Origin of the sequence: Methylobacter marinus A45 (assembly GCF_000383855.1) — a bacterium.
GTDB classification, from domain to species: Bacteria; Pseudomonadota; Gammaproteobacteria; order Methylococcales; family Methylomonadaceae; genus Methylobacter; species Methylobacter marinus.
Genome location: NZ_KB912877.1, coordinates 2,987,078 through 3,009,350, shown reverse-complemented (window position 1 = coordinate 3,009,350; position 22,273 = coordinate 2,987,078). Strand labels below are relative to the sequence as shown.

The 22,273-nt window shown below is 52.7% G+C and carries 21 protein-coding genes; 4 read left to right on the top strand and 17 right to left on the bottom strand.

Annotation, left to right across the window (positions count from 1 at the left end):
* Nucleotides 1–38: 38 nt before the first annotated feature.
* Nucleotides 39–740 carry a ComF family protein gene (locus METMA_RS0114240; protein WP_020159767.1) on the top strand — a complete coding sequence of 234 codons (702 nt, stop codon included), beginning with the start codon at nt 39–41 and terminating at the stop codon, nt 738–740.
* A gap of 16 nt (nt 741–756) precedes the next feature.
* Here the strand turns inward: METMA_RS0114240 and waaA are convergent, their stop codons facing one another.
* The 15 genes from waaA to METMA_RS0114165 form a co-directional block, all read right to left on the bottom strand.
* Nucleotides 757–2,031: a lipid IV(A) 3-deoxy-D-manno-octulosonic acid transferase gene (gene waaA, locus METMA_RS0114235; protein WP_020159766.1), complete on the bottom strand. Its 1,275-nt coding sequence runs from the start codon at nt 2,029–2,031 to the stop codon at nt 757–759.
* Nucleotides 2,032–2,112: 81 nt separating this feature from the next.
* Complete coding sequence (rplI, locus tag METMA_RS0114230; RefSeq protein WP_020159765.1) at nt 2,113–2,562, bottom strand: 50S ribosomal protein L9; 450 nt, start codon at nt 2,560–2,562, stop codon at nt 2,113–2,115.
* Between the two features lie 46 nt (nt 2,563–2,608).
* Entirely contained in the window at nt 2,609–3,478 is an 870-nt protein-coding gene (locus tag METMA_RS0114225; protein ID WP_232216360.1) for a YybS family protein, read from the bottom strand.
* A 47-nt stretch (nt 3,479–3,525) separates the two neighbouring features.
* Nucleotides 3,526–3,753, bottom strand: coding sequence for a 30S ribosomal protein S18 (gene rpsR / locus METMA_RS0114220; RefSeq protein WP_020159763.1), 228 nt, complete (start codon nt 3,751–3,753; stop codon nt 3,526–3,528).
* A gap of 29 nt (nt 3,754–3,782) precedes the next feature.
* Nucleotides 3,783–4,235, bottom strand: a complete 453-nt coding sequence (rpsF, locus tag METMA_RS0114215; RefSeq protein WP_020159762.1) for a 30S ribosomal protein S6 — start codon at nt 4,233–4,235, stop codon at nt 3,783–3,785.
* A gap of 331 nt (nt 4,236–4,566) precedes the next feature.
* A complete protein-coding gene (locus tag METMA_RS25800) occupies nt 4,567–5,946 on the bottom strand; it encodes a flagellar hook-length control protein FliK (protein ID WP_020159761.1) in 1,380 nt (459 codons plus the stop codon).
* A 29-nt stretch (nt 5,947–5,975) separates the two neighbouring features.
* Nucleotides 5,976–6,434, bottom strand: a complete 459-nt coding sequence (gene fliJ, locus METMA_RS0114205) for a flagellar export protein FliJ (protein WP_020159760.1) — start codon at nt 6,432–6,434, stop codon at nt 5,976–5,978.
* A 9-nt stretch (nt 6,435–6,443) separates the two neighbouring features.
* Nucleotides 6,444–7,799, bottom strand: coding sequence for a flagellar protein export ATPase FliI (gene fliI / locus METMA_RS0114200; protein WP_027147343.1), 1,356 nt, complete (start codon nt 7,797–7,799; stop codon nt 6,444–6,446).
* Nucleotides 7,796–8,611: a flagellar assembly protein FliH gene (locus tag METMA_RS0114195; protein WP_020159758.1), complete on the bottom strand. Its 816-nt coding sequence runs from the start codon at nt 8,609–8,611 to the stop codon at nt 7,796–7,798. The genes fliI and METMA_RS0114195 overlap by 4 nt, the downstream gene beginning before the upstream one ends.
* Entirely contained in the window at nt 8,598–9,602 is a 1,005-nt protein-coding gene (fliG, locus tag METMA_RS0114190) for a flagellar motor switch protein FliG (protein WP_020159757.1), read from the bottom strand. Before fliG ends, METMA_RS0114195 begins: the two co-directional genes overlap by 14 nt.
* Nucleotides 9,595–11,319: a flagellar basal-body MS-ring/collar protein FliF gene (fliF, locus tag METMA_RS0114185; protein WP_020159756.1), complete on the bottom strand. Its 1,725-nt coding sequence runs from the start codon at nt 11,317–11,319 to the stop codon at nt 9,595–9,597. Before fliF ends, fliG begins: the two co-directional genes overlap by 8 nt.
* Nucleotides 11,320–11,340: 21 nt before the next feature.
* The gene (fliE, locus tag METMA_RS0114180; protein WP_020159755.1) at nt 11,341–11,655 is read right to left on the bottom strand and encodes a flagellar hook-basal body complex protein FliE; all 315 of its coding nucleotides are present in this window, start codon (nt 11,653–11,655) and stop codon (nt 11,341–11,343) included.
* A 59-nt stretch (nt 11,656–11,714) separates the two neighbouring features.
* Nucleotides 11,715–13,103: a sigma-54-dependent transcriptional regulator gene (locus METMA_RS0114175; RefSeq protein WP_020159754.1), complete on the bottom strand. Its 1,389-nt coding sequence runs from the start codon at nt 13,101–13,103 to the stop codon at nt 11,715–11,717.
* Nucleotides 13,100–14,323 carry a sensor histidine kinase gene (locus METMA_RS24640; RefSeq protein WP_020159753.1) on the bottom strand — a complete coding sequence of 408 codons (1,224 nt, stop codon included), beginning with the start codon at nt 14,321–14,323 and terminating at the stop codon, nt 13,100–13,102. The genes METMA_RS0114175 and METMA_RS24640 overlap by 4 nt, the downstream gene beginning before the upstream one ends.
* Before the next feature lie 108 nt (nt 14,324–14,431).
* A complete protein-coding gene (locus METMA_RS0114165) occupies nt 14,432–15,901 on the bottom strand; it encodes a sigma-54 dependent transcriptional regulator (RefSeq protein WP_020159752.1) in 1,470 nt (489 codons plus the stop codon).
* A 310-nt stretch (nt 15,902–16,211) separates the two neighbouring features.
* Here METMA_RS0114165 and METMA_RS0114160 point away from each other — a divergent pair, with 310 nt between their 5' ends.
* Entirely contained in the window at nt 16,212–17,462 is a 1,251-nt protein-coding gene (locus METMA_RS0114160; RefSeq protein ID WP_027147342.1) for an HlyC/CorC family transporter, read from the top strand.
* Between the two features lie 108 nt (nt 17,463–17,570).
* Nucleotides 17,571–18,197 carry an FHA domain-containing protein gene (locus tag METMA_RS0114155; RefSeq protein ID WP_020159750.1) on the top strand — a complete coding sequence of 209 codons (627 nt, stop codon included), beginning with the start codon at nt 17,571–17,573 and terminating at the stop codon, nt 18,195–18,197.
* 50 nt (nt 18,198–18,247) lie between these two features.
* Here the strand turns inward: METMA_RS0114155 and radA are convergent, their stop codons facing one another.
* Together radA and METMA_RS0114145 are read right to left on the bottom strand one after the other, a co-directional pair.
* The gene (gene radA / locus METMA_RS0114150) at nt 18,248–19,624 is read right to left on the bottom strand and encodes a DNA repair protein RadA (protein WP_020159749.1); all 1,377 of its coding nucleotides are present in this window, start codon (nt 19,622–19,624) and stop codon (nt 18,248–18,250) included.
* An 18-nt stretch (nt 19,625–19,642) separates the two neighbouring features.
* Nucleotides 19,643–19,981: a hypothetical protein gene (locus tag METMA_RS0114145; protein WP_020159748.1), complete on the bottom strand. Its 339-nt coding sequence runs from the start codon at nt 19,979–19,981 to the stop codon at nt 19,643–19,645.
* An 89-nt stretch (nt 19,982–20,070) separates the two neighbouring features.
* On the opposite strand from METMA_RS0114145, the gene METMA_RS0114140 reads away from it, so the two are divergent.
* On the top strand, nt 20,071–22,251 hold the full coding sequence (locus tag METMA_RS0114140; protein ID WP_020159747.1) for a type I secretion system permease/ATPase: 2,181 nt from the start codon (nt 20,071–20,073) through the stop codon (nt 22,249–22,251).
* Nucleotides 22,252–22,273 lie beyond the last annotated feature (22 nt).

Here is a 22,273-nt window from a genome sequence, read left to right as displayed (position 1 = left end):
TTAAGGAAGACAACCATGCTACTTGTCAACCTGTCCAAATGAAAATAGGTTACAACTGGATCGATATTATACAGGATTACCTGCTTCCGCCTACCTGCATCTTGTGCGGAAACACAGGATTTGCCTCGCGCGACCTCTGCTATGCCTGCTATATCCATTTACTCAGAAACAATCCGTGCTGTTACCGCTGCGGCGAATCTTTCGAAATAGAGACTGAGATGCCATGCGGCCGCTGCCAAAACCAGACTCCCGCCTATGACCGGACTTATGCGCCATTCACGCATCAAGGCGCCATGCGGCACTTGATAACATTGCTGAAATTCCATGCCCAATACAAGAATGCGCGCCTGCTCGGCCAATTACTGGCCGAGCATGTCAAGACAACGGCGGAAATGCCGGATCGCATTATGCCCGTGCCGCTGCATAAAGCCCGTTACCGCCAGCGGGGATTCAACCAGTCGCTGGAAATCGCCAGAACCGTCGCCCGTGAATTACAGTTGCCTCTCGATCTTGAGTCATGCCGGAGGCATCGCAATACACCGCATCAAACCGACCTGCCGGCCAAACAGCGGCGTAAGAATCTGAAAAACGCCTTTTCACTGGTGAAACCGATTCAAGAGGGTCATATCGCCATTATCGATGATGTCATGACGACCGGCTCAACCGTCAATGAACTCGCCACCTTGTTGAAAAAAGCCGGAGTCGGCCGGGTTGATGTCTGGGCGTGCGCCAGAGCTTGATATGCGTTATCTCAAGCTACCGCACTATTTGAGCGATGGCCTGATCGAGCATTTTAGACAGTCTGGCTTTCGCCCCCTGATTCCGGCGAACAAAGGCCTTGGCCTTTGCCACGAGCGATGCGCCGTAAGCGGCATCCTTGTATAGTTGATAAACGGTTTTGACAATCTCATCCTTATCTTGACATTGTATGGCCGCATCATGCGCCAGCATCCCTCCGGCAATCTCCTTGAAATTGGCTATAAAAGGACCGAACAAAGCCGGCACGCCGATCGCGGCAGGCTCCAGCATATTATGGCCACCCACCGGCACCATGCTGCCGCCGACAAACACGACATCGGCGGCAGCGTACAGCATTTTCAATTCGCCCATCGTATCGGCCAGATAAACATCCGTATCCTGGCGACAGTCATCACCGGATGTGCGCGTCACTACGGCCAATCGTTGCTGTTCGCACAACTTCCTGACCTCGCCGAACCGTTCTGGATGCCTCGGCACCAGGACCAGTAGCAACTCAGGAATTTGCGGCTTTATCTGTTTGTAACTATCGAGAAATATCGCTTCCTCATCCTTATGTGTACTGGCTATTAACCAGATGTACCGGCGCTTGAACAAATCCTGTTTTAACTGCCGCCCCCGCCCTATCGTTTCATCGCCAATTTCAACATCAAACTTGATATTTCCTGCGACAGTCACTCGCTGTTTTTCGGCGCCAATCGCGATGAATCTGTCCGCATCATCCTGTGTTTGCGCGGCGATCAATTTAACCTGCGCCAAGGCCGGACGCACCAGTGAGGGGATTTTTTGATACCCGCGCGCCGATTTTTCCGACAATCGGGCATTGATCAAATAAAGAGGAATACCGTTTCCGCCGCAGCAGGCGAACAGATTGGGCCAGATTTCCGTTTCCACGATAACGGCGATAACCGGTTTAAAACAGCGCATAAAACGGCTGACGGCGCCGGGCGTGTCGTACGGCAAATAAACATGCTCAACGGATTCCTGCAGTACCGCCTTAACGCGTGCGGACCCGGTAGGTGTCGTAGTCGTGATTAACAGCCGCGCATCAGGATGTAGGTTCTGTATCTGACGGATCAGTGGAAACAATGCCTCGGCCTCACCGACTGAAACGGCATGAAACCAGATGACGCCTGGCGCATAGGGTTTAGTATAGTAGGCTAGTCTTTCGCGCCATCGACAGCGGTAAGCCGGCGCTTTGATGCTCCGCCAGAGCAGGCGGCACAGTATGAAGGGGATAAGCAGATAAAAAAGGGCGGAATAAAAAGCACGCATGTTAAGAAGACACAAGGTTCAAGGCACAAGATTGAAAAGCCGTCGCTTTACCTGTTGCCTTGTCCCTTTTGCCTTTAACTATTATGCTTCAGCCGCAACCTTGACAGGTATCGTTACGACAACATCCGTATGCAGGTTGATGTCGATATCGTATTCGCCAACCTGACGAATCGCGCCTGTCGGCATACGTACTTCGTGCTTTTCAATGGCAACACCTGCCGCTGTGATCGCATCAGCGATATTGTGCGTACCGATAGAACCGAACAGCTTGCCTTCATCTCCTGCTTTATGCGTGATGACAACTTCGAGTTTGCTCAATGCATTCGCACGTGCTTGAGCGGCGCTCAGTTTCTCGGCGGCAATTTTTTCAAGCTCCGCGCGACGCGCCTCGAATTCAGCAATTTTTTTAGCCGTTGCAACAACAGCCTTGCCTTGTGGAACCAGATAGTTTCTGCCATAGCCTGGTTTAATCGTGACCTTATCACCCAGGTTACCCAAGTTTGCTATCTTTTCAAGAAGAATAACTTCCATCTTTTAATACCTCACCTTTCGGTTTTAGCTAATTATTTTTGCGCCGTCAGGCGTTAGTTTGATTTGAAATTTTGTTTCGCAAGTTCAGCCATGCATCAATTAAACCCACCAAAGCTACAGGCAACATGGCATGGGGTATCAAAAACAATGTCAGATAAAACATCGGCACCATATAGCGGCCGAGTTTCATCGAAGCAAAAACCGCATGCATTACGGCCGTTCCGATACAGGTGTATAACACAAACAGCAAGATGGTCATATTCCAGGCAACTTCGGAGAGCACTCCGGAACTGGCCCACGCAACGACCACGACAGCGACACTGCCTATTGCCAGCCGGGGCTTCGTGTTCAACGACAAAAACTCTTGCTTGAAACCGCCGGGGTTATAAAGCACCGACTGCCACCATCGCCCCAGGAACAGGCCAAACAGCAAACCGAATACGGTTCCTGCCGCCACCACGCCGGTCATATAATGAGACAGAACATCCAAAGTGCGCTGAATTTCGTCAACAGGCGCATTGGGCGGCACCATCTGCGAAAGAACCTCTTTCCACATGACGGCGGGCTCTGCCTCATAGAGGTAAAAGCCAACAACCCCAAGCATGCCCAGCAGCACCGCGAATTCAACCGCCAGGGATAAATGGCGGCCTTCTCTCAATATAATCGAAATCAACCAGACAGGCAGCCACAGCATCATGCTATAAAGCAAGGCAAACTGGTAGCTGCCTAGCAGGAAGAGGCCTAATAGTGAGGCCGCCGCACTTGAGCAGACTAAAACATATAAGCCTTCAAAAGCACCCCGCCTTAACGTAACGAGCGCAACAGAGGCTGAACTTACTATACTTACCGGAGGTATGATCAGTGACAACAATGCGAGACTGGAAGCCACTATCATGGCTTGCAGCCGGCCTCGCATAATATAAGCTGCTAGAAATCTCACTGATTACCCCGGCCTGGTAGTGATTATTTGTGAGCGTCGCAGAATGGCAGTAAGGCAATAAAACGCGCACGTTTGATTGCCACGCCTAACTGTCTTTGATATTTAGCGCTGGTACCTGTAATACGGCTAGGAACAATCTTGCCGGTTTCGGTAATATAATCGCTTAATAGATCCAGATCCTTATAATCAATCTGTGTACCGCCTTCCGCGCTGAATCTGCAGAATTTTTTGCGTCTTACGTTGCGTGCCATAGTAATCTCGTATCCAAGTGTTAAAAGTTTTATTCAGAAGCGGCTTCGTCAATATCGAAGCTCTCATCGGCATCGTCCAGGCTATCTTCCGCACCGGTGTCTGCCGCCGCTTCTTTGGCCGCCGCATCTTTGGCTCTGGATTCAGCCGCTTTATTTTCCTCGGCTGTCGCTGTGGCGATCGGAGAAGGTTCGGTAATCGCTTCTTTTTGCAATAAAGTCATGCTACGCAAGATAGCGTCGTTGAACCGGAAGCCGCTTTCCAGTTCTTCCAGTGTAGCTTGATCGCACTCGACATTCATTAACACATAATGTGCTTTATGAATTTTGTTAATAGGATAAGCCAGGTGTCTGCGCCCCCAGTCTTCCAAACGATGGATTTTACCGGATGCCGTTTCGATAGTTGATCTGTAACGATCAATCATCGCCGGAACCTGAGAACTTTGGTCGGGATGGACTAAAAAGACAATTTCATAATGCCGCATAATTTTTCCTTTCGGTTTTAAGCCTTCCACCCCCGTTTAGCTCAAGGATGGTAAAGCAAGGAGAGGCTGAATGCCCCAAAGAACCGACTATTATAGGGGCTTTTTCTTATATTGGAAAGCCTGCATGCCAAAACTGCTTTGCGAAAACAATATTCGACCATCCGCCATTACTTAATCAGCCTTAGTTTTAACGAGTAAAATTTGTAGGGCAGTCATAGAGTGCGAATACCCTCAAGCCACCAGTACCCATAGGGCATAAATGAATTCGCACCTACAATTTACCCATCATTCGCACCTACAATTTACCCATCATAATTAAATTGACTGAGTACTAGGCATAGAGGCTGAGCAAACCATTGCTGACAGCCGCCCGACCGCTGGCGAGCTCCTCCGCCGCATCAGCCGCAATGGGTACGGAGCCATGTGTCCTGGCATCGGCTGTTTGAGCGAAACGATGAGATTGCTCCTGGCCAGAGGAAAAATTCTGTGCGACATTGACATCGGCCAGATTGAGCTGCTGTGCGCTCATCATGTCTCTTAACTTGGGAATAGCGGCTTCAAGCGCCTCCCTTACCACCGCATTCTGAGCGGTAAAAGCGACCGACGCCTGATCCTGATTAACATCGACCCGGACAGAAACCGGCCCTAATTGCTGAGGATTCAGCTTGATTTCCGCTGCCGTTATTGCCTTATTGCTCATCCAGATGATCCGCTCCCCGAGCTCCTGATGCCAATCCGGATGCGCGATGGGCTTGGTAATGGCCGGCATATCGATTTTATTATCCATTACCTGCTTAAGATCCGCCGTAACCCGAGGCAGGGTTTTCTCTCCATCTACTACAGGAAGCTGCCCCTCGCTTTGCATCGACTTTTCCGCTTTACCCTCTTTGCCAGGAGAACTTAATTCGCTGCCCGGCTCCCGCAGGAGAGTCTGCCCCAGAACCTCTTCCTGTTGGCCAAAATCAGCGGACACTGCATCCTCGCCCGAAGCCTGCGGCTGACCTGCTTCAGGCATCGCCTTTGTCAAACCGGGAATCGTCTTCTCTTGACTGGCTGCCGCGCGTGCCAGCTCATTGCCGGTGGTTTCCGGTGCGGACAGCATGGCAACAGGCGAAGCGTCGACAGCCGTCAATAACGCGTCACTTCCCCGGACATCACCAACCTGATCGTTAAATTGATCGTCGCTGGCTGGCTCCGTATGCCTGTGAGCAGCCGTCTGTTCGGGAACCATCACGATAACAGCCGCATTTTGACCCGCATGTCCCATGACCGTTTCAATTTTATCGTCGATCTGCGCCCTCTCCAACTCGCCATCCTCCAACTCGGGCGCCACCATGCCCTGCGCAGCCTCGCCTTTGGCAACATACTTTAGTATATCCTTTAAAGTAACCAGCACGGCTTCAAGATCCTCACTGGCATTTATTTCCGAGGCCGCCGGCAAGTCCTTGCCGAATAAAGCGGCAAGCTCTTGCGCATCAGCCTTATCGAGCGGCAAGCCGGTAAGGCGCGCATTGATATTTTCGAGCCCGCCAGCCTCCTGCGGGGACTTAGGCAAACTGTAGCCTTTGGATTCGATCAGCATTTCAATCCGCGCCATCAAGGTGTCTGCAAAGCCTTCGGGCATCGCGCCATCCGCCGCTAAAGACGGCGACGCTTCTTTAGCGCTCCCCTGAACCGGCAAAGAGGGAAATCTCGCGCTGTCTACATTCATATCAATTCTCCTAAAATCCTGAAGGCCTATTAAGCATTTTTCGCGCCACCCGAACTGCTTTGGAAAAATCTCGATGCCCACTCGTCCTGCGCGGCCTGCTCAAGTTTGCCGGCCTGCCTGGTCTCAGTCTGCAAAGCGGAATCACAAACCTTGCGCAGGCTATTGGTTTGCTGATGCGCGCTTTCCCAAACCTTTCTTTTGGCCGCCAGGTCGGCATCCATGGCCCGCATCGCCTGTTCCTGCCCCGCTATGGCCTTATCCAGCTTTTCAATAAACGACCTAAATTCCAACAATTGCGCAACCTTGACGCCGCCTCCGCCGAGCCGGTCAAACCGCTCCTGGTATTCCTGCCGGTACTGCTTCAAATTATCCAGCTGCGCCTGCAATTCGGCCTTTTTCCGCTGCACCGCTCCTAAGACTTCCAGGGAATTTTTTTCCTGGGACGCCTTAATCTCGACGATCGTTTGAATACGCTGTGACCTTTTCACTTATGCGCCTCACTCATTTTTGATGCCCAGTAAAATTTGCAAATCGCTGAGACTCCGGCTCATGTCGACAGGCTCATTCATGTCTTGCTGCAGGAACGCCAAAATCGCGGCATTTTTCTCGATGGCTTTATCGATTCTAGGATCAGCGCCGCGCTGATAAGCGCCGACACTGATCAAGTCGCGGTTTTGTTGATAAAGAGAATAGAGTCTGCGCACTTCTCGCGCCATCTGCAGATGCGCCTCATCAACAATATCGGGCATGACACGGCTAACCGAGGCTTCGATATCGATCGCCGGAAAATGCCCGGCTTCCGCCAGGTTTCTGGACAGGACAATATGCCCGTCCAGGACGCCGCGGGCCGAATCGGCGATAGGGTCATTCGTGTCATCGCCCTCGGCCAATACCGTATAGAATGCCGTTATGGACCCGCCGCCTTCATCGGCATTACCGGCCCGTTCCGCCAGATGCGGCAGTTTGGCGAAGATGGATGGAGGATAGCCCTTGGTAGCGGGCGGCTCGCCTATCGCCAGGGCGATTTCCCGGTGAGCCTGCGCAAACCGCGTCAATGAGTCCATCAGCAGCAGCACATCCAGCCCCTGATCGCGGAAATATTCGGCAATACTGGTAGCCAGAAGCGCCCCATGCACACGCATCAACGGCGGGTCATCCGCCGGCGTCGCGACGACAACGGCTCTTTTCAGACCGTTCTCGCCCAGGATTTTCTGCACAAACTCGTTAACTTCTCGACCTCGCTCGCCGATCAGACCGACGACCACGATATCGGCGGTCGTAAACTTGGTCATCATGCCCAGCAGAATACTCTTGCCGACGCCGGTCCCGGCAAACAAGCCCATGCGCTGCCCACGCCCCACGCACAGCATTGAATTGATCGCCCTGACGCCGACATCGAGCGGCTCGCGAATCGGCTTTCTCGATAACGGATTAATCGGCGTTCCGGTCAGCGAAATCTGCTCATCGGCTTTAAGCGGACCCTTGCCGTCGAGCGGCCTGCAGGAACCATCCAGAACCCGCCCGAGCAAACCGAACCCCACCTTGGCCAGACTGCCCTTGCCCATCGGAATCACGCGGCAATCAGGCTCGAGCCCATGCAGCTCTCCGGTCGCCATCAAAAACACCCGCGCACCGGCAAAACCGACCACTTCGGCTTCAATAATCCTGCCGCTTTTGGTTTCGATCTGGCAGCGGGAGCCGATGGCGGCCCGGCATCCAATCGCCTCCAGCGTCAACCCGACCATGCGCGACAGCTTGCCCTCAACAATCAGCTCAGGCGCTTCCTGCAATCTTTCGGCATAAGGTTTCAACCGAGCCAGCCAGATTCGAGACCGATCGACGTCAGGAATCACGGATTTTTAGCCTCCGCTTCGCCTAAAGCGTCTGCTTTTGGTGCTCCACCGCCTTCATCCATGCCGTCGCCGGCGTCTGCTCCCTGCGCCCTAGCAGGGACCCTCTCCGCCTCCCTGCAGTCTTGCGCGCGTTCACCGCCGAACAAATTCGCTATCACGGCAGCCAAACGGTTTTCTATCGTGGCGTCAATATGCGAAACCTCGGTATCGACTTTACAGCCGCCGCGCGTAATCAGCGGATCCTCGATAATGCGCCAAGGCGGCGACATCTCATCCAGCGACAATGCGGAACGCACCAACTCGGCATCGTCCGGATGCAGATGCAAGCTGATTTTTTGCGAGGCCAATGGCAGCACCCTGACCGCCTCCTTGACCGCGGCAACCACTTGCCCCGCGTCCATTTTGATTTCGCGTCGGATAATTTGCGTGGCGATGCTTATAGCGAGCCTGACCAGCTCTTTTTCAACTTCTTCATCGAGCGCTTTGAACGGCTCGCTCAGGGATTCAAGAAGACTGGCAAACATGGCCCCCTGTTCACGCAGCAAGTGCGCATTTTCCTCGTAGCCTTTTTTCGCGCCGTCTTCGAAGCCCTGCCGGAACCCTTCCTTATTGCCTTGAGCAAATGCCTCGTCATAGGCCTGCTTTTGCATCAATTCAATTTCCTCAACCGTCAAAACCGGCGTCGGCTCTTCATCGATATCGACGGGCTCCGATATTGCCACCGTCTCGGCACCAGACACATCGGGCACGTCCCATAATTTCAGCAGCGCCAGTTCGGAGGAGGAAAAGCCGTTTGATTTAGATGAGCACATCGCCGCCGCCGCCAAAATTAATCTCGCCCGAATCAGCCAGCTTTCTGGCAATCGCCAGAACATCCTTCTGCGCCATCTCCACTTCACTCAATTTGGTAGGCGGTGCGGCCTCCAGGTCATCCCGCAGCATCTCAGCCGCCCGCCTGGACATACTGCCGAATATTTTATTCTTAAGCCCGTCGCTGACGCCGCGCAACGCCAGCAGCAACTGATCGGTTGAAACTTCCCGCAACAGTTTTTCCATCCCCCGGTTATCCAACGAAAGCAGATCTTCAAAGACAAACATCTTATCTTGTATTTTTTGCGCCAGTTCGGCCTTGCTTTCGGCTATTTCCTCCAGCAGCACATCACTGACCGCCCCTTCCATAAGATTTAAAATATTGGCGGCCGTGTTAATGCCGCCGATGGATGAGGATTTGATATTCTCGCCGCCCGTCAACTGCTTTTCCATAATGTCATCCAGTTCCCGCAACGCGGATGGCTGCACCCCTTCTATGGAAGCAATTCTCATCAGCAGATCGGAGCGCATGTTTTCAGGCAGGAACATCATGATATCGGCCGCCTGGTCACTGTCCAGCAAGGATAAAATGATCGCGACGATCTGCGGATGCTCGGAACGCACCAAATCGGCGATGGCGCGCGTATCCATCCATTTCAATTGCTCGATGCCCTTGCTCCTGCCGCCGAGCAAAATCCGGTCGATAATGCTGCTGGCTTTGTCGGCGCCCAAGGCATTGGTCAATACATTGCGAATATATTCCTCCGAATCAATGCCCAGTGCCGTCTGGTTTCTCACCGCGACAATAAACTCCTCCAGCACCACATCGACCATTTCCGGCGAAATGCTGCCCAAAGTCGCCATCGTCGAACCTATGAGCTGCACCTCCCTCGGCCCCATATGCCTCAACACGGCCGTGGCTCTTTCCTGACCCAGCGCAAATAATAACAATGCGCCACGCTCGGTCCGCGTCAAATCTATATCGTTAGCCATCTCTAACCCATGATTTAATGACTTGCGCGACTAGTTTCGGATCTTCATCGACCAGCCTTTGCACATATTCCAGACGTTTCTCGTAGCTCTGAGGGGCCGACAAGAGCAGCAGGTCGTCCATTTCCATCGGCTGCGGAGCCGCGTATTGCTCGGCCGGCACCGCCACAGGCACGCCGTCTTTGTTGTCATTAGCCGCTCCGCTCTCCGCTTCTGTCGCCGCATCGGCTTTTTTCTCTTCGGCCTCGCGCCCGACCAGACTGCGGAAAGTGGGCCTTAATACACCCAAAAACAGCAATACCAGCGCCAATACCGCCGCCACCTGTTTTATCAGGTCGAGAAACCAGGCCCGTTCCCAAACCGGGGCCTCGGGCAAGGCCTCCATTTCCTCCGCCCCCCTGAATGCGACATTGGTGACAGTCACCTGATCGCCGCGGCTGTTGTCGAAACCGACAGCCTGCCTGACCAGGTCGCTGAAGCGATTGATATCTTCCTGGGCGTAAGGCTGGGTTTTTATCGTCCCGTCCGCCTGGGTTATATGCCGGTCGTCGACAACGACGGCGACGGACAAACGGCGCAATATGCCGGTGGCCAGACGCGTATGCGTGATGGTTTTATCGAGTTCGAAATTTCGGGTGGCGGTTTTTGTCGCTGAACCGGATGCTTTTGCCGGGTTCGCGGCAGAATTCTGCCCGGCTGCCGTTTCCGGCGCGATACCGGCGGGCGTGGGCTGGTTGGACAAGGCGCCGGGAATGCCTTGCACGGCGGACAAAGTACTTTGCTCTTCGGATGTCTGCTCGCTTCTTAAGGCCGGCAAGTCGGGATTGAACATTTCCTGCGTTCTGTCCGTCTCGGTAAAATCTATATCGGCTGAAATCTGCGTGCGCATGCCGTCCCGGCCGACCAGGGGCGATAAAATATTGCTGATGCGCTCCATCAGGTGCTCTTCAATATTTTTCTTGTATTCAAACTGCCTGGAGGTCAGATAAACCTCCGATGCCGAATCCCTGCTATTGAGCAACTGTCCTCTTTGATCGACCACGGTGACCTGCTCGGCTTCCAGTTGAGGAACACTGGAGGCGACCAAATGAATTATCGATTCGACTTGCCCCTTATCCAGTGACCGGCCCTGATATAAGTGCACCAGGACCGAGGCGCTGGGCTTCTTGCGCTCCCGCACAAACACCGACTGCTGGGGCAAGGCTAACAGCACCCGGGCCGATTTCACATTCTGGATCGCCATGATGGTCTGCGCGATCTCGCCTTCCAGAGCCCGCCGGAAGCGCATCATTTCAACATTTTTACTGGTACCGAAGCCCTGATCCTTGTCCAGCAGGTCATAACCCAGGCTTTTACTGCGGGGTAATCCCTGAGCGGCCAGTTTAAGCTTCAGCTCACGCACTTCGTCGGCCGGCACCATGATCGCGCCGGAACGAGTGTCGACTTTATATTTGACGCCTTGCGTATCGAGGACTTCAAGAATGTCGGCGGCATCCTTGTCGCCGATTTCGGCAAACAGCAGGCCATAGGAAGGCTCCTGCGACCATAGCACAACGGCAACCGCGATGGCGACACTGAGCGCCAACCCGAGCATCAAGCCGATTTGACGGGGCATGGTCAGTTCGGACAGCCCTCTAAGCGCGGGATGAACCTCGCTCTTGGCCGCCAACGCTTGCCCGCTTCCGGCCTCAACCAGGTCCTTGCCGTTTTGTTCACTCATGTGCTAGTAACAATCCCTGATCTACATCGGCATGTTCATGACATCTTGATAGGCTTCAACCAGTTTATTTCTGACTTGCAGCATGGCCTGGAATGAAACGCTCGCCTTTTGGGATGCCACCATCACCTCGGCCAGACTGACATTGGCATCGCCTGTCTCAAACGCTTCCGCCATTTTGCCGGCCATTTGCTGGGTGTCGTTGACAGAATCGATGGACTGTTTCAACAAGGCGGCGAAATCGCTAGTGCCGGCGTCGGCTTCCCGCGCTTTAGAGCCGGCCTCAAGCGACATGGCGCGCATCTGGGCCAGCACCTGGTTTACATTCATCTCACTCATGGATTTTCCCTCTTAATTTTCATCTACCAGATGCTTCATGCATAATTAATGCCATTAGTTTAGCATGGAATAATGATGCCTGATTCTTTCATTCTGGCCATTTTATACCTGAGGGTCCTGGGGCTGATTCCGAGCTTTTCGGCGGTGGTTTTACGGCTGCCGTTTTCCATCTGCAAGGTCTGCAAAATAATGTTTTCCTCGACCGAGCGCACGCCCTCCCCCAAACCGGCAAATTCCTGATTTTGATCTTTAGGATCAATCACTTTAAGTAGACGTTCCGGGGTATGACCTGGCATTTTCTCCGTCATTGAGCCGATATCCTCAAATACCAGATCCTCTGCGGCAATCGTATCGTCTGTGCGTAAAATCAGCGCCCGCTGGACAATATTGTCGAGTTCCCTGACATTGCCCGGCCAAGCGTAGCCGAGCATTTTTTCGACGGCCTGATGGTTAAATTCGGGCAATTTTTTGCCTTGCCGGCCATGCCGGCGCACCAACTCCCTGGCCAGCGGCAAAATATCGCCCGGTCTGTCGCGTAGAGGCGGAATCGTGATGGGGAATACATTGAGCCGGTAATACAAATCCTCCCGAAAACGCCCCTGTTCCAGCTGTTCCTTGAGCTTCAGATTGGTAGCCGCCAAAATTCTGACGTTCAGCCGGATCTTTTTATGGCTGCCCAGGCGCTCGACCTCTTTCTCCTGCAGCACCCGCAACAGCTTCGCCTGCAGATTCAAATCCATTTCCGCAATTTCATCCAGCAACAAGGTGCCGTCCTGCGCCTGTTCGAATTTTCCGGGCATGGCCTGGACGGCGCCCGTGAAAGCGCCTTTCTCATAACCGAACAGCATCGCTTCCAGCATGTTTTCGGGGATGGCGGCACAATTGACCGCGATAAAAGGACCTCGATGATAAGTGGAATTTTGATGAATATATCGGGCAATGACTTCCTTGCCGGTACCGCTTTCGCCCTGCAACAGCACCGTCACATCGGTTCTGGCAACCTTGGCGGTCAGGGCGTAGAGCTTTTTCATGCCATGGTCCTGAACCACTCTGTCATGGCTTACCGCATTCACTTCATCGGCACTTGCACCTATAAAATCGGCCACCTTGCCGACCAGCGCATCGGCCTCGAAAGGCTTGATCAAATAATCGCAGGCGCCCGCCTGCAAAGCCTCCACGGCTTTAGGAACCGTACCATAAGCCGTCATCAACAGTACCGGCGTTTCCGGATACTTATTGCGCATGTTTTTCAGCAGCAAAAAACCATCCATAACCGGCATCTGCACATCGCTGACGACCAACTTAAACTGGTCGCGTTCCAGCTTGCCCAGCGCTTCCGTGCCATTGCCGGCGGCGCTGACCCGATACCCTTCTATTTCCAGCGTGTCGCAGAGCGCTTCGCACAGCGCCAGATCATCCTCAACGATAAGCACATCGTACTGTTTCATGCTACATCTCTCTGATTGTGATTCTTACCGGAAAAACCGCCCGGCAATGGATTAAACTGCTGCCCGAGGCAAGGCAAGGTTAAGGCAAAGACCGTGCCCCTGCCGAGCGTCGAGATGCACTCACATTGGCCGCCGTGAGCCCTGACCACGCTATCAACGACAGCCAGGCCCAAACCGGTGCCGCTGGTCTTGGTCGAGAAAAAAGGCTCAAAAATCCGTTGGCATAACTCCGGCGCCATGCCGGGGCCATCATCCTCGATAACAAACCGGACATTGTCATCAAATTGACTCACGCGAATCTGTATATCGCCGCCCCGGCCGATCGCATCGACGGCATTGTTCAGTATATTCATCAGCGCGCCGCGCAGGGCATCCTGGTTGCCGAGCATGACATCATCCTCGGCATCATTGATGATCCGCCAGGTGATACCGCATTGGCCGGCATAGTCTTTTAAAGCTTCGCTAAGATGATCAAGCAAGCCTGACAGGAAAAAGCTTTCCATCGCCAGGCGCCCGTCCTTGGCGAAAATCAGCATATCGTTAACCTGTCTTTCCAGATACTGCAGGCGCTCCAGGATTTTCCGGGAAAACCGCTGCCGCTTGTCATGATTCAAGGCCGGATTGGCCATCTGCGAGGCATATAAAATGGCCGTCGCGAGCGGGGTTCTGACCTGATGCGCCATGCTGGCGACCATCTCGCCCATTGACGACAATTGCTTTTGCTGATTCAACAAGGCCTGCAAAGCCTGCATTTCGCTGACATCGGACAATAAAATAATCTGCCCTGTGTCATTTTCCAGCTGACGGCAGGTCATGTTGACGCGTTTGCCGTTTAACAGCCGACGTTCATGCGGATTATCGGAAACAGTTATCATGCTGCGGGCGACCACTTCCGACCAGGGCAGTTCCTTTAGCGGCTCGCCCAAAAAATCGACCGCCATCTCATTGCAGTCGACAATTTTGCCCGTGACATCGAGCACGATAACGCCCGCCGGCAGCGCGGCCAGTATTTTCTCCAGCCGGTTGGCCAGCTTCTCTTTTTCTTCAAGCGTTTTAAGACGCTCGCTACGCGCGGCGGCCAATTCGCAGTGCAATTTGGCGACCTGCTCTTCCAGCCCCTGATAAGAAATGGACAAATTCTGCGAGAGCTCATTGAACATGCGGAACGCATCGGTGAGCTGTTCTGTTTTATTTGCTTTCTGAGCCTTGCTTGTGTTCATGATTGAAGCGCCTGGTTTTTCATGTGAATCAAAGAAAGCAACAATCAGGCCACTAATAATTTATATTTGTTTTCAATTAGTTAAACATGGCGTCGAAAATTTGACTCGCTAGCGCTGCACATCGTACTTGCGCAATTTTTCCACCAAGGTCGTACGGCGCATATTCAGGCGCTTGGCTGCATGGGCGACGACGCCGTTGCATTCCACCAGTGCTTGCCGTATCAGATCGCCTTCCAGCACATTCAGATATTCTTTCAAATCAATACCCTGCTCCGGCAGATGCGCCAGGGACGCCGGCAACGCATCAGACTGTTCATCCATTTCCATTACCCCGGAGGACCGGTCCAGGTCTTCCGCATTAGCCGCCGGCGTATCGACGATCATTTCCTCCGGGACAGGATAGTGCTGGAATTTTTCCGGCAAATCGGCCACATCCACCAAGCCTTTCGGATAAATAATCGCCAACCGTTCAATCAGATTGGCCAATTCCCTGACATTGCCGGGCCAGGTATGCTGCATTAAAACCGCCAGAGCCGCATTGGTCAGCTGTACCGACCCACGGTTAGCCGCCTCCAGTCGGGCGATAAGATCCTGCACCAGCAGCGGAATATCGCCGGCGCGCTCCCGTAAAGCGGGCACTTCAATCGGAAACACATTCAAGCGGTAAAATAAATCTTCCCGGAACCGATTCGATTTAATCTCTTCTTCAAGGGATCGGTGGGTTGCTGCAATTACCCTGACATCACAGTAGATGGTTTTATTGCTGCCGACGCGCTCAAACGTACGCTCCTGCAATACGCGTAGCAGCTTGACCTGCATGGCCGTCGGCATGTCGCCGATCTCGTCGAGAAACAGCGTGCCGCCTTCCGCCATTTCAAACCGCCCTTGCCGGGCATTCAAGGCACCGGTAAAAGCGCCTTTTTCATGGCCGAATAACTCGCTTTCCAACAATTCGCCTGGAATCGCTCCGCAATTGATCGGCACGAATGGTTTTGATTTCCGGCAAGAGGCATCATGCAAAGCCCGGGCAATCACTTCCTTGCCCGTTCCTGACTCGCCGAGAATCAACACTGTCGCGTCGGATTCGGCCACCTGCGCTATGGATTTACGAATATTGACAATGGCCTGGCTATTACCTTGCAGTCGTTCGATCGCCGATGAACGCCGCTCATAAACCCTGCGCTCCTGGAAATTGACGGGATTGCCCTGGCGCTGACCGTAAGCCGCTGACAGTTTATCGATTGTCGGCTTCAGGCCGGGATAGGCCACTGGCCATTCCTGCACCTGAAACACCCGGTTGTTGATGGCTGTCGGCACTCGCAAGGCCGCCCCCTTGTCGATCAACAAAATCACGGGGACATTATCGGTGAGCTCTACTATTTCCTTGATCACCAGCGCCTGTTTGTCGATACCGTCACCGACAAAAATCCCGAAAACCGGCTCAATCTGACCGATCACTGCCGCATAATTTGATGAACCGGCTGTTTCCACCTGGTATTCCATAAACTGAAGAATAATCTCAAATTGCTGGGATCTTGTTTTATTATCATCAATTAACAAAATACGCGGCAAAGCCATATTCCTATACTCATCATTCAAATATTAATCTGCAATTAAAACGTGGCTTCAAAAAGCGGCCATGATCAAAGAATCAGTTATCCTTAATCTCTAAGGTATTAAATATAATCCAACTTGGTTTTTTAGCTACTCGATAAAGTTAAGCATCGAATCGAGCCGCTGTCAAAATACTCTTTTTTTCAAAATGTTCTATAACTTTTTTAAAGTAATTCAAAGACAAATAACAGCTTACGCTCCACATTCAAGCTTGACAAAAATTTCCCATTGTAGACACTAGAGCTGTTTCCACTACTCTAGAGCCCTCATTCCTTTGAACGACATACCCCTTGGTATGCTCTTTGGCATACTTGCATTAATGCTTATTCTTTCGGCTTTTTTTTCCGGTTCCGAAACGTCTCTTATGACCTTGAACCGTTATCGTTTAAAGCATCTGGTTAAGCTCAAACATTCCGGGGCAATAAAAGCCCATCACTTACTGCAGCGGCCCGATCAGTTAATCAGCCTGATTTTACTGGGCAATAATTTCGTCAATGTCATCGCCTCCTCATTAACGACAGTCATTGCCATTCGGCTCTTTGGCGAAAGCGAGTCCAGCATTGCCATTGCCGCCGGAATTTTGACGATCGTCATTCTTATTTTTTCCGAGGTCACGCCGAAGACGCTGGCGGCGGTCAAGCCTGAGATACTGGCCTTCCCCGCAGCCTGGGTCTTTGTCCCCTTGCTGAAGCTCTTTTATCCGATTGTATGGATCGTTAACCTGATTACCGGGCTGTTGCTGCGCCTGGTCGGCATTAACATCAAAAAAAACAACCACGACCTGCTTAACAAGGAAGAATTGAAAAGCATCGTGACCGAAGCGGAAAGTTTAATGCCTTCGCGCTATCAGAAAATGCTGCTGGGCATTCTTGATCTTGAGTCGGCGACGGTTGAAGACATCATGACGCCGCGCAATGAAATTGTCGGTATCGATCTTGAGTCACCGATTGAAGACATCATTACACAAATCAAGACCAGTCCGCATACCCGACTGCCTGTTTATAAAAAAAGCATCGACCGGGTCATCGGCTTCATGCATTTAAGAAAAGTCCTCATGCTGGTCAATAATGAGGATTTTGACAAGCAAACCCTTATCAATCTGTTGACGAAACCCTCCTTCATTCCCGAAAGCACGCCTGTGCACCAGCAGATTCACCGGTTTAAGACCGAGAAAATACGCATCGGCCTGGTGGTCGACGAATACGGTGACGTGGAAGGCCTTGTTACCCTGGACGATTTGCTGCAGGAAATAGTGGGCGAACTGATCACCGACGATGTAACCGTCAGAGAGCAAAGCGACGGCAGTTTTCTGGTGGACGCCAACATTACCGTACGGGAATTGAACCGCGTCACGCAATGGTCTTTGCCGACAGAAGGCCCGAAAACACTGAACGGGCTTATCATTGAATTCATGGAGACCATCCCGGAGCCCGGGACCAGCATAAAATTGCACGGCTACCCTCTGGAAATCATAAAACGCGACCAGAATACCGTTAAATTGGTTAAGTTTCTGCCGCAAAAATAGCAACTTATACCAATGCCGATCACCTCTGTTAAAAACTTGCGTTTTTTTGGCTAAGTAAAATATTCCGTCTATAATTAAAATCCATTCAAAGATTAATTTACGACAGCAATGGCAAGACTCACTGTTTTTTTTAAAGATAAAGCAATCCATTCAGCGCTTTTTGAAAACGGCATCGTGCATATCGGACGCGATGAAACCAACGACTTGACCATCGACAGCCTTGCGGTTGCTCCGGCTCATGCCGCTCTTGTTATTCGCGATACTGACTGCATTATCAAGCAGTTGAATGATGACTTTCCGTTAATCGTCAATCATGAAAAAGTCAAGGAATGTCATCTCAGCAATAATGACACGATCTCAATCGGCAAGCATGACATCATCTACAATACGACGGAATCGACCGAACAACTCCGGCATTCCGGCAGTTCGACCAACAAAGTGAATCGCGAAGAAGACAGCGCCTACACCCCGATCCCTGCCGCCAACCTGCAGATCATGGACGGCCAGAATATAGGCAAGATCCTGCCCCTGAAAAAAACAATGACGCGCCTGGGCAATAGCGGCAGCGGCATGATCGTTATCGCCAAAAGAAAGGACGGCTATTTTATTTCCGCATTGGAAAACAATGGCCCCATCACCGTCAATAACCAGCCTTTGGACGATAATTCACTCAAGCTGAACAATAATGACGTAATCGTTATTGACAATACCGCCCTGCAGTTTTTTCTGGCTTGATAAAAAACCGCCGCCAACCGCCGCAATATCCTTATCACTTATTTCCCTCATCAAAGATCCGAGAAAATATCCAGCGCTTCGGAAAGATGGGAAACGGCATGAATCGTCAGGCCTTCAATCGGTTTTCTAGGCGCATTGGCTTTCGGGATAACCGCCTTTTTGAAGCCGTGTTTCGCGGCATCGTTAAGGCGGGCGTGACCGTTGGCGACCGGCCTGATCTCGCCATTAAGACCAATCTCGCCAAAAAAGAACGCATCATGCGGAATCACCTTGTCCCTTAGACTGGATACGATCCCCACGACAATGGCCAAATCAGAACTGGTTTCCGTGACTTTGATGCCGCCCACCACATTGGCATAAATCTCGTCAGTACCGGTCAGGATGCCGCCGTGCCGCGCCAGCACAGCCAGCAGCATGGCAAGGCGGTTCTGATCGAAGCCGACGGCCAGGCGCCGCGGATTGCCATACTGGCATTCGATCACCAGGGCCTGGATTTCCACCAGCAAAGGCCGTGTACCTTCCCAAAGCACGGTCACGACACTGCCGGAAGACGGCTTTTCGGCCCGATTCAAAAACATCGCCGACGGATTCTTGACTTCCTTGAGCCCCGCACTGTCCATGGCGAAAAAACCCAGCTCGCCGACGCTGCCGAAGCGGTTTTTATCGGCTCTCAAAACCCGGAACCGGGCGTCATCCGTCGATGCCAGAATGACCTGGGTATCGACAATATGACTCAGAGTCATGGGACCTGCCAATGACTGATCCTTAGTGACATGCCCGACCATGAAGATGGAGACATTATGCTTTTTTGCGTACTGGGTCAGATAGCTGGCCGACTCCCGGACCTGGGAAACCGATCCGGGCGCCGAGTCCGTCTCCTGCGTGTGCATGACTTGAATCGAATCAATCACCAGGATCTGCGGCCGCACCTCATCCAGCACATCACAGATTCTCTGGACCGAGGTTTCGGCCAGCATCATGATTTTATCGACCGGCAGCTTCAGCCTATGGGCTCTCTCGGCGATCTGTTGCAACGATTCCTCGCCGGAGACATACAGCACGCTGATACCGTCGCCGGCAATATTGGCGATGGCCTGCAACAAGATCGTGCTCTTGCCGGCGCCCGGCGCGCCGCCGATCAGCACGACGCTGCCGCTGACAATGCCGCCGCCCAACACCCGGTCAAATTCTGAAATCCGCGTGGAAATACGTTCGGCTTGCGAAAGATTGATGTCGGACAACAACCGGACTTCCGACCGGCTGCCGGCATAACCGGCAGTGCGGCTATGGCGATCGGATGCCGCGGAGCCGAGCCTGACTTCCTTAATGGTGTTCCAGGCCCCACAGCTCGTGCATTGCCCGGCCCAGCGCGGAAAATCCGCGCCGCATTGATCACAAACATACGCTGTTTTGGTTTTCTTACTCATACTGATTGGGGCGACACATCAAAATATATCGTCATCCTCGCTGATCAAATTATTCAGTGACTGCATATCCTTCCTAAGCCGCTTTCTGGTCCCTAATTTTTCCTGCACCGCCGGTGGCAATTCCGTAAAGATGAAAACCTGCTTCTCGATTAGCAGGTCGACCAGATCCTCTATGACCCGCGCCATCTCATAGTCCGTCGAGGACAGCGTACGCTTGACCTGCTCCGACTCGGCCATGCGCCGTAAAAAACTCATCACCTCCGGGTCGGTAGCCGCCAGCCATTGCGAGTCGGCGGCAGGCGGGGAGTCATGTAATTCAATAATGATACCTGCGGCATTTCGGCTTACATAGGGCATCAATTTCTCCAGTAAATGTTGTTGTGCTATTCTACCTAAGTACTCTGCAAATACACTGCAATAATTTGGACCCTTAGTTACCTGAGCATATGGACACCGTCGAAGAAGCCCCGCAATCAACTGCTCTGCCCTCCACCACCTCCCACTCAATTCCGCCCAAATCTGATGATGCGCTGTTGCTGGCCTTATTATCAATTTGTAAGCTATTGCATACACCCTATTCAGCGGAGGCGCTAACGGCCGGATTGCCTTTGGTCGACAACAAATTAACCCCGGCCTTGTTCATCAGGGCGGCCGAACGCGCGGGGCTTGCCGCCGCCCTGGTCAAGCGCCCTCTCGATGAAATATCAAATCTGGTTTTACCGGCTGTTTTGATTTTAAAGCATGAAAAAACCTGCGTCCTGATTAAAAAAGAACAGGAGCTTTTTACGGTTATTCTGCCTGAAACCGATAGCGGGGAAAAAACGGTTACATTGCAGGCTTTACAGGAAGAGTATACAGGCTCGGCATTTTTAACCCAGCTTAATCATCAATTCGATGACAGAACCTCCGGTTCCGTCACGCCCAAAGTCAGGCATTGGTTCTGGGATGTCATTTACAAATCCTGGCCCATTTACACCGAAGTCATCATCGCATCGCTGCTGATCAACCTGTTCGCGCTGGCCTCTCCGCTTTTTATCATGAACGTTTACGACCGGGTGGTGCCTAATCATGCCGTGGAAACGCTGTGGGTCCTGGCTATCGGCGTGGCGATTGTGTTTACCTTTGATTTTGTCATGAAGGCGTTGCGCGGCTATTTTATTGATGCGGCGGGCAAACGCTCGGATATCATTCTGTCCGCGACTGTTTTCGAAAAAGTCATGGGCATCCGCATGGAGGCAAAGCCGGTGTCCGTAGGCGCTTTCGCCAACAACCTGCAGGAATTCGAATCCTTCCGGGATTTTCTGACGTCCGCGACCTTAGCGACGCTGATCGACCTGCCTTTTCTGTTTATTTTTCTGGCGATTATCGCCATGATAGGCGGCGAACTGGCGCTGATCCCTTTATCCTTGCTGCCATTGGCGATTATCGGCGGTATTGCGGCGCAAAAGCCCTTAAAACGCACCATCGCGGAGCTGTTCAAATACTCGGCGCAAAAAGGCGCCATTCTGATCGAGTCGTTGAGCAATCTTGAAATCCTCAAGACGGTCAGCGCGGAGGGCCAGATGCAGCGGCAATGGGAGCAGAATATCGGCCAGATTGCGCGACTGGGCCTGAAATCCCGTTTTTATTCCTCGATCGCCGTCAACCTGACAGTGTTCCTGCAGCAGCTGGCTTCCGTTGCCGTCGTTATCCTGGGCGTCTATAAAATAGCCGAAGGCGAACTGACCACCGGCGGCCTGATCGCCTGCACGATTTTAACCGGCCGGGCATTGGCGCCCATTGCCCAGGTGGCCTCTTTGCTGACCCGCTATCACCAGGCGAAAGCATCTCTGGCGTCCATCAACCGCCTGATGGAACTGCCGGTGGAACGTGAATTCGGCAAAAAATTCCTGCATCGGCCGAAGTTTAAAGGGGCCATTGAATTCAAAAACGTCACGTTCAGTTATCCCGACCAGCCGACCCGGGCCCTGGAAAAAGTCTCCTTCAAAATCAAGGCCGGAGAGCGCGTCGCCTTTATCGGCCGGATCGGCTCGGGCAAAAGCACTATTGAAAAACTTATCATGGGCTTGTATGAGCCGCAGGAAGGCTCCATTCTGATCGATGACACCGATATCCGCCAGATCGATCCGTCGGAGCTGCGCCGCCAGTTCGGTTATGTGCCTCAGGACATATCGCTGATGTTCGGCAGCGTAAAAGACAACATCACCTTGGGTTCGCGCTTCGCCGAGGACTCCGCCATTCTGAACGCCGCCGAAATCGCCGGCGTCACGCAATTCGTCAACAAGCACCCGGCCGGCTTTGATATGCCCGTGGGCGAGCGCGGCGCCTCGCTGTCGGGAGGGCAGCGCCAAAGCGTCGCCATTGCCCGGGCCCTGCTGCTCGCGCCGCCGGCCTATATTATGGATGAACCGACCAACTCGATGGACAACAGCACCGAAGAAGCCTTCAAGCAGCGCTTCGCCAGCCACATCGGCACGCGCACCTTGATTCTGGTCACGCACAGGGCCTCGCTGCTGTCGCTGGTGGACCGGCTTATCGTGATGGACGGCGCGCATATTGTCGCCGACGGCCCTAAAGCCTATGTCCTGGACGCGTTAAAACAAGGGCAAATCAAGGTATCGATGTAGCTATCCGGTCAAGTCCGGCAAA

Coding starts and splice junctions, on each gene's coding strand:
- rpsR (WP_020159763.1), bottom strand. CDS start 3,753: ATGGCACGCAACGTAAGACGCAAAAAATTCTGCAGATTCAGCGCGGAA.
- METMA_RS0114225 (WP_232216360.1), bottom strand. CDS start 3,478: ATGCGAGGCCGGCTGCAAGCCATGATAGTGGCTTCCAGTCTCGCATTG.
- METMA_RS0114155 (WP_020159750.1), top strand. CDS start 17,571: ATGGCAAGACTCACTGTTTTTTTTAAAGATAAAGCAATCCATTCAGCG.
- METMA_RS0114140 (WP_020159747.1), top strand. CDS start 20,071: ATGGACACCGTCGAAGAAGCCCCGCAATCAACTGCTCTGCCCTCCACC.
- waaA (WP_020159766.1), bottom strand. CDS start 2,031: ATGCGTGCTTTTTATTCCGCCCTTTTTTATCTGCTTATCCCCTTCATA.
- fliE (WP_020159755.1), bottom strand. CDS start 11,655: ATGAGTGAGATGAATGTAAACCAGGTGCTGGCCCAGATGCGCGCCATG.
- rpsF (WP_020159762.1), bottom strand. CDS start 4,235: ATGCGGCATTATGAAATTGTCTTTTTAGTCCATCCCGACCAAAGTTCT.
- METMA_RS24640 (WP_020159753.1), bottom strand. CDS start 14,323: ATGAACACAAGCAAGGCTCAGAAAGCAAATAAAACAGAACAGCTCACC.
- fliF (WP_020159756.1), bottom strand. CDS start 11,319: ATGAGTGAACAAAACGGCAAGGACCTGGTTGAGGCCGGAAGCGGGCAA.
- radA (WP_020159749.1), bottom strand. CDS start 19,624: ATGAGTAAGAAAACCAAAACAGCGTATGTTTGTGATCAATGCGGCGCG.
- METMA_RS0114145 (WP_020159748.1), bottom strand. CDS start 19,981: ATGCCCTATGTAAGCCGAAATGCCGCAGGTATCATTATTGAATTACAT.
- METMA_RS0114175 (WP_020159754.1), bottom strand. CDS start 13,103: ATGAAACAGTACGATGTGCTTATCGTTGAGGATGATCTGGCGCTGTGC.
- METMA_RS0114240 (WP_020159767.1), top strand. CDS start 39: ATGAAAATAGGTTACAACTGGATCGATATTATACAGGATTACCTGCTT.
- METMA_RS0114165 (WP_020159752.1), bottom strand. CDS start 15,901: ATGGCTTTGCCGCGTATTTTGTTAATTGATGATAATAAAACAAGATCC.
- rplI (WP_020159765.1), bottom strand. CDS start 2,562: ATGGAAGTTATTCTTCTTGAAAAGATAGCAAACTTGGGTAACCTGGGT.
- METMA_RS25800 (WP_020159761.1), bottom strand. CDS start 5,946: ATGAATGTAGACAGCGCGAGATTTCCCTCTTTGCCGGTTCAGGGGAGC.
- METMA_RS0114195 (WP_020159758.1), bottom strand. CDS start 8,611: ATGTGCTCATCTAAATCAAACGGCTTTTCCTCCTCCGAACTGGCGCTG.
- fliG (WP_020159757.1), bottom strand. CDS start 9,602: ATGGCTAACGATATAGATTTGACGCGGACCGAGCGTGGCGCATTGTTA.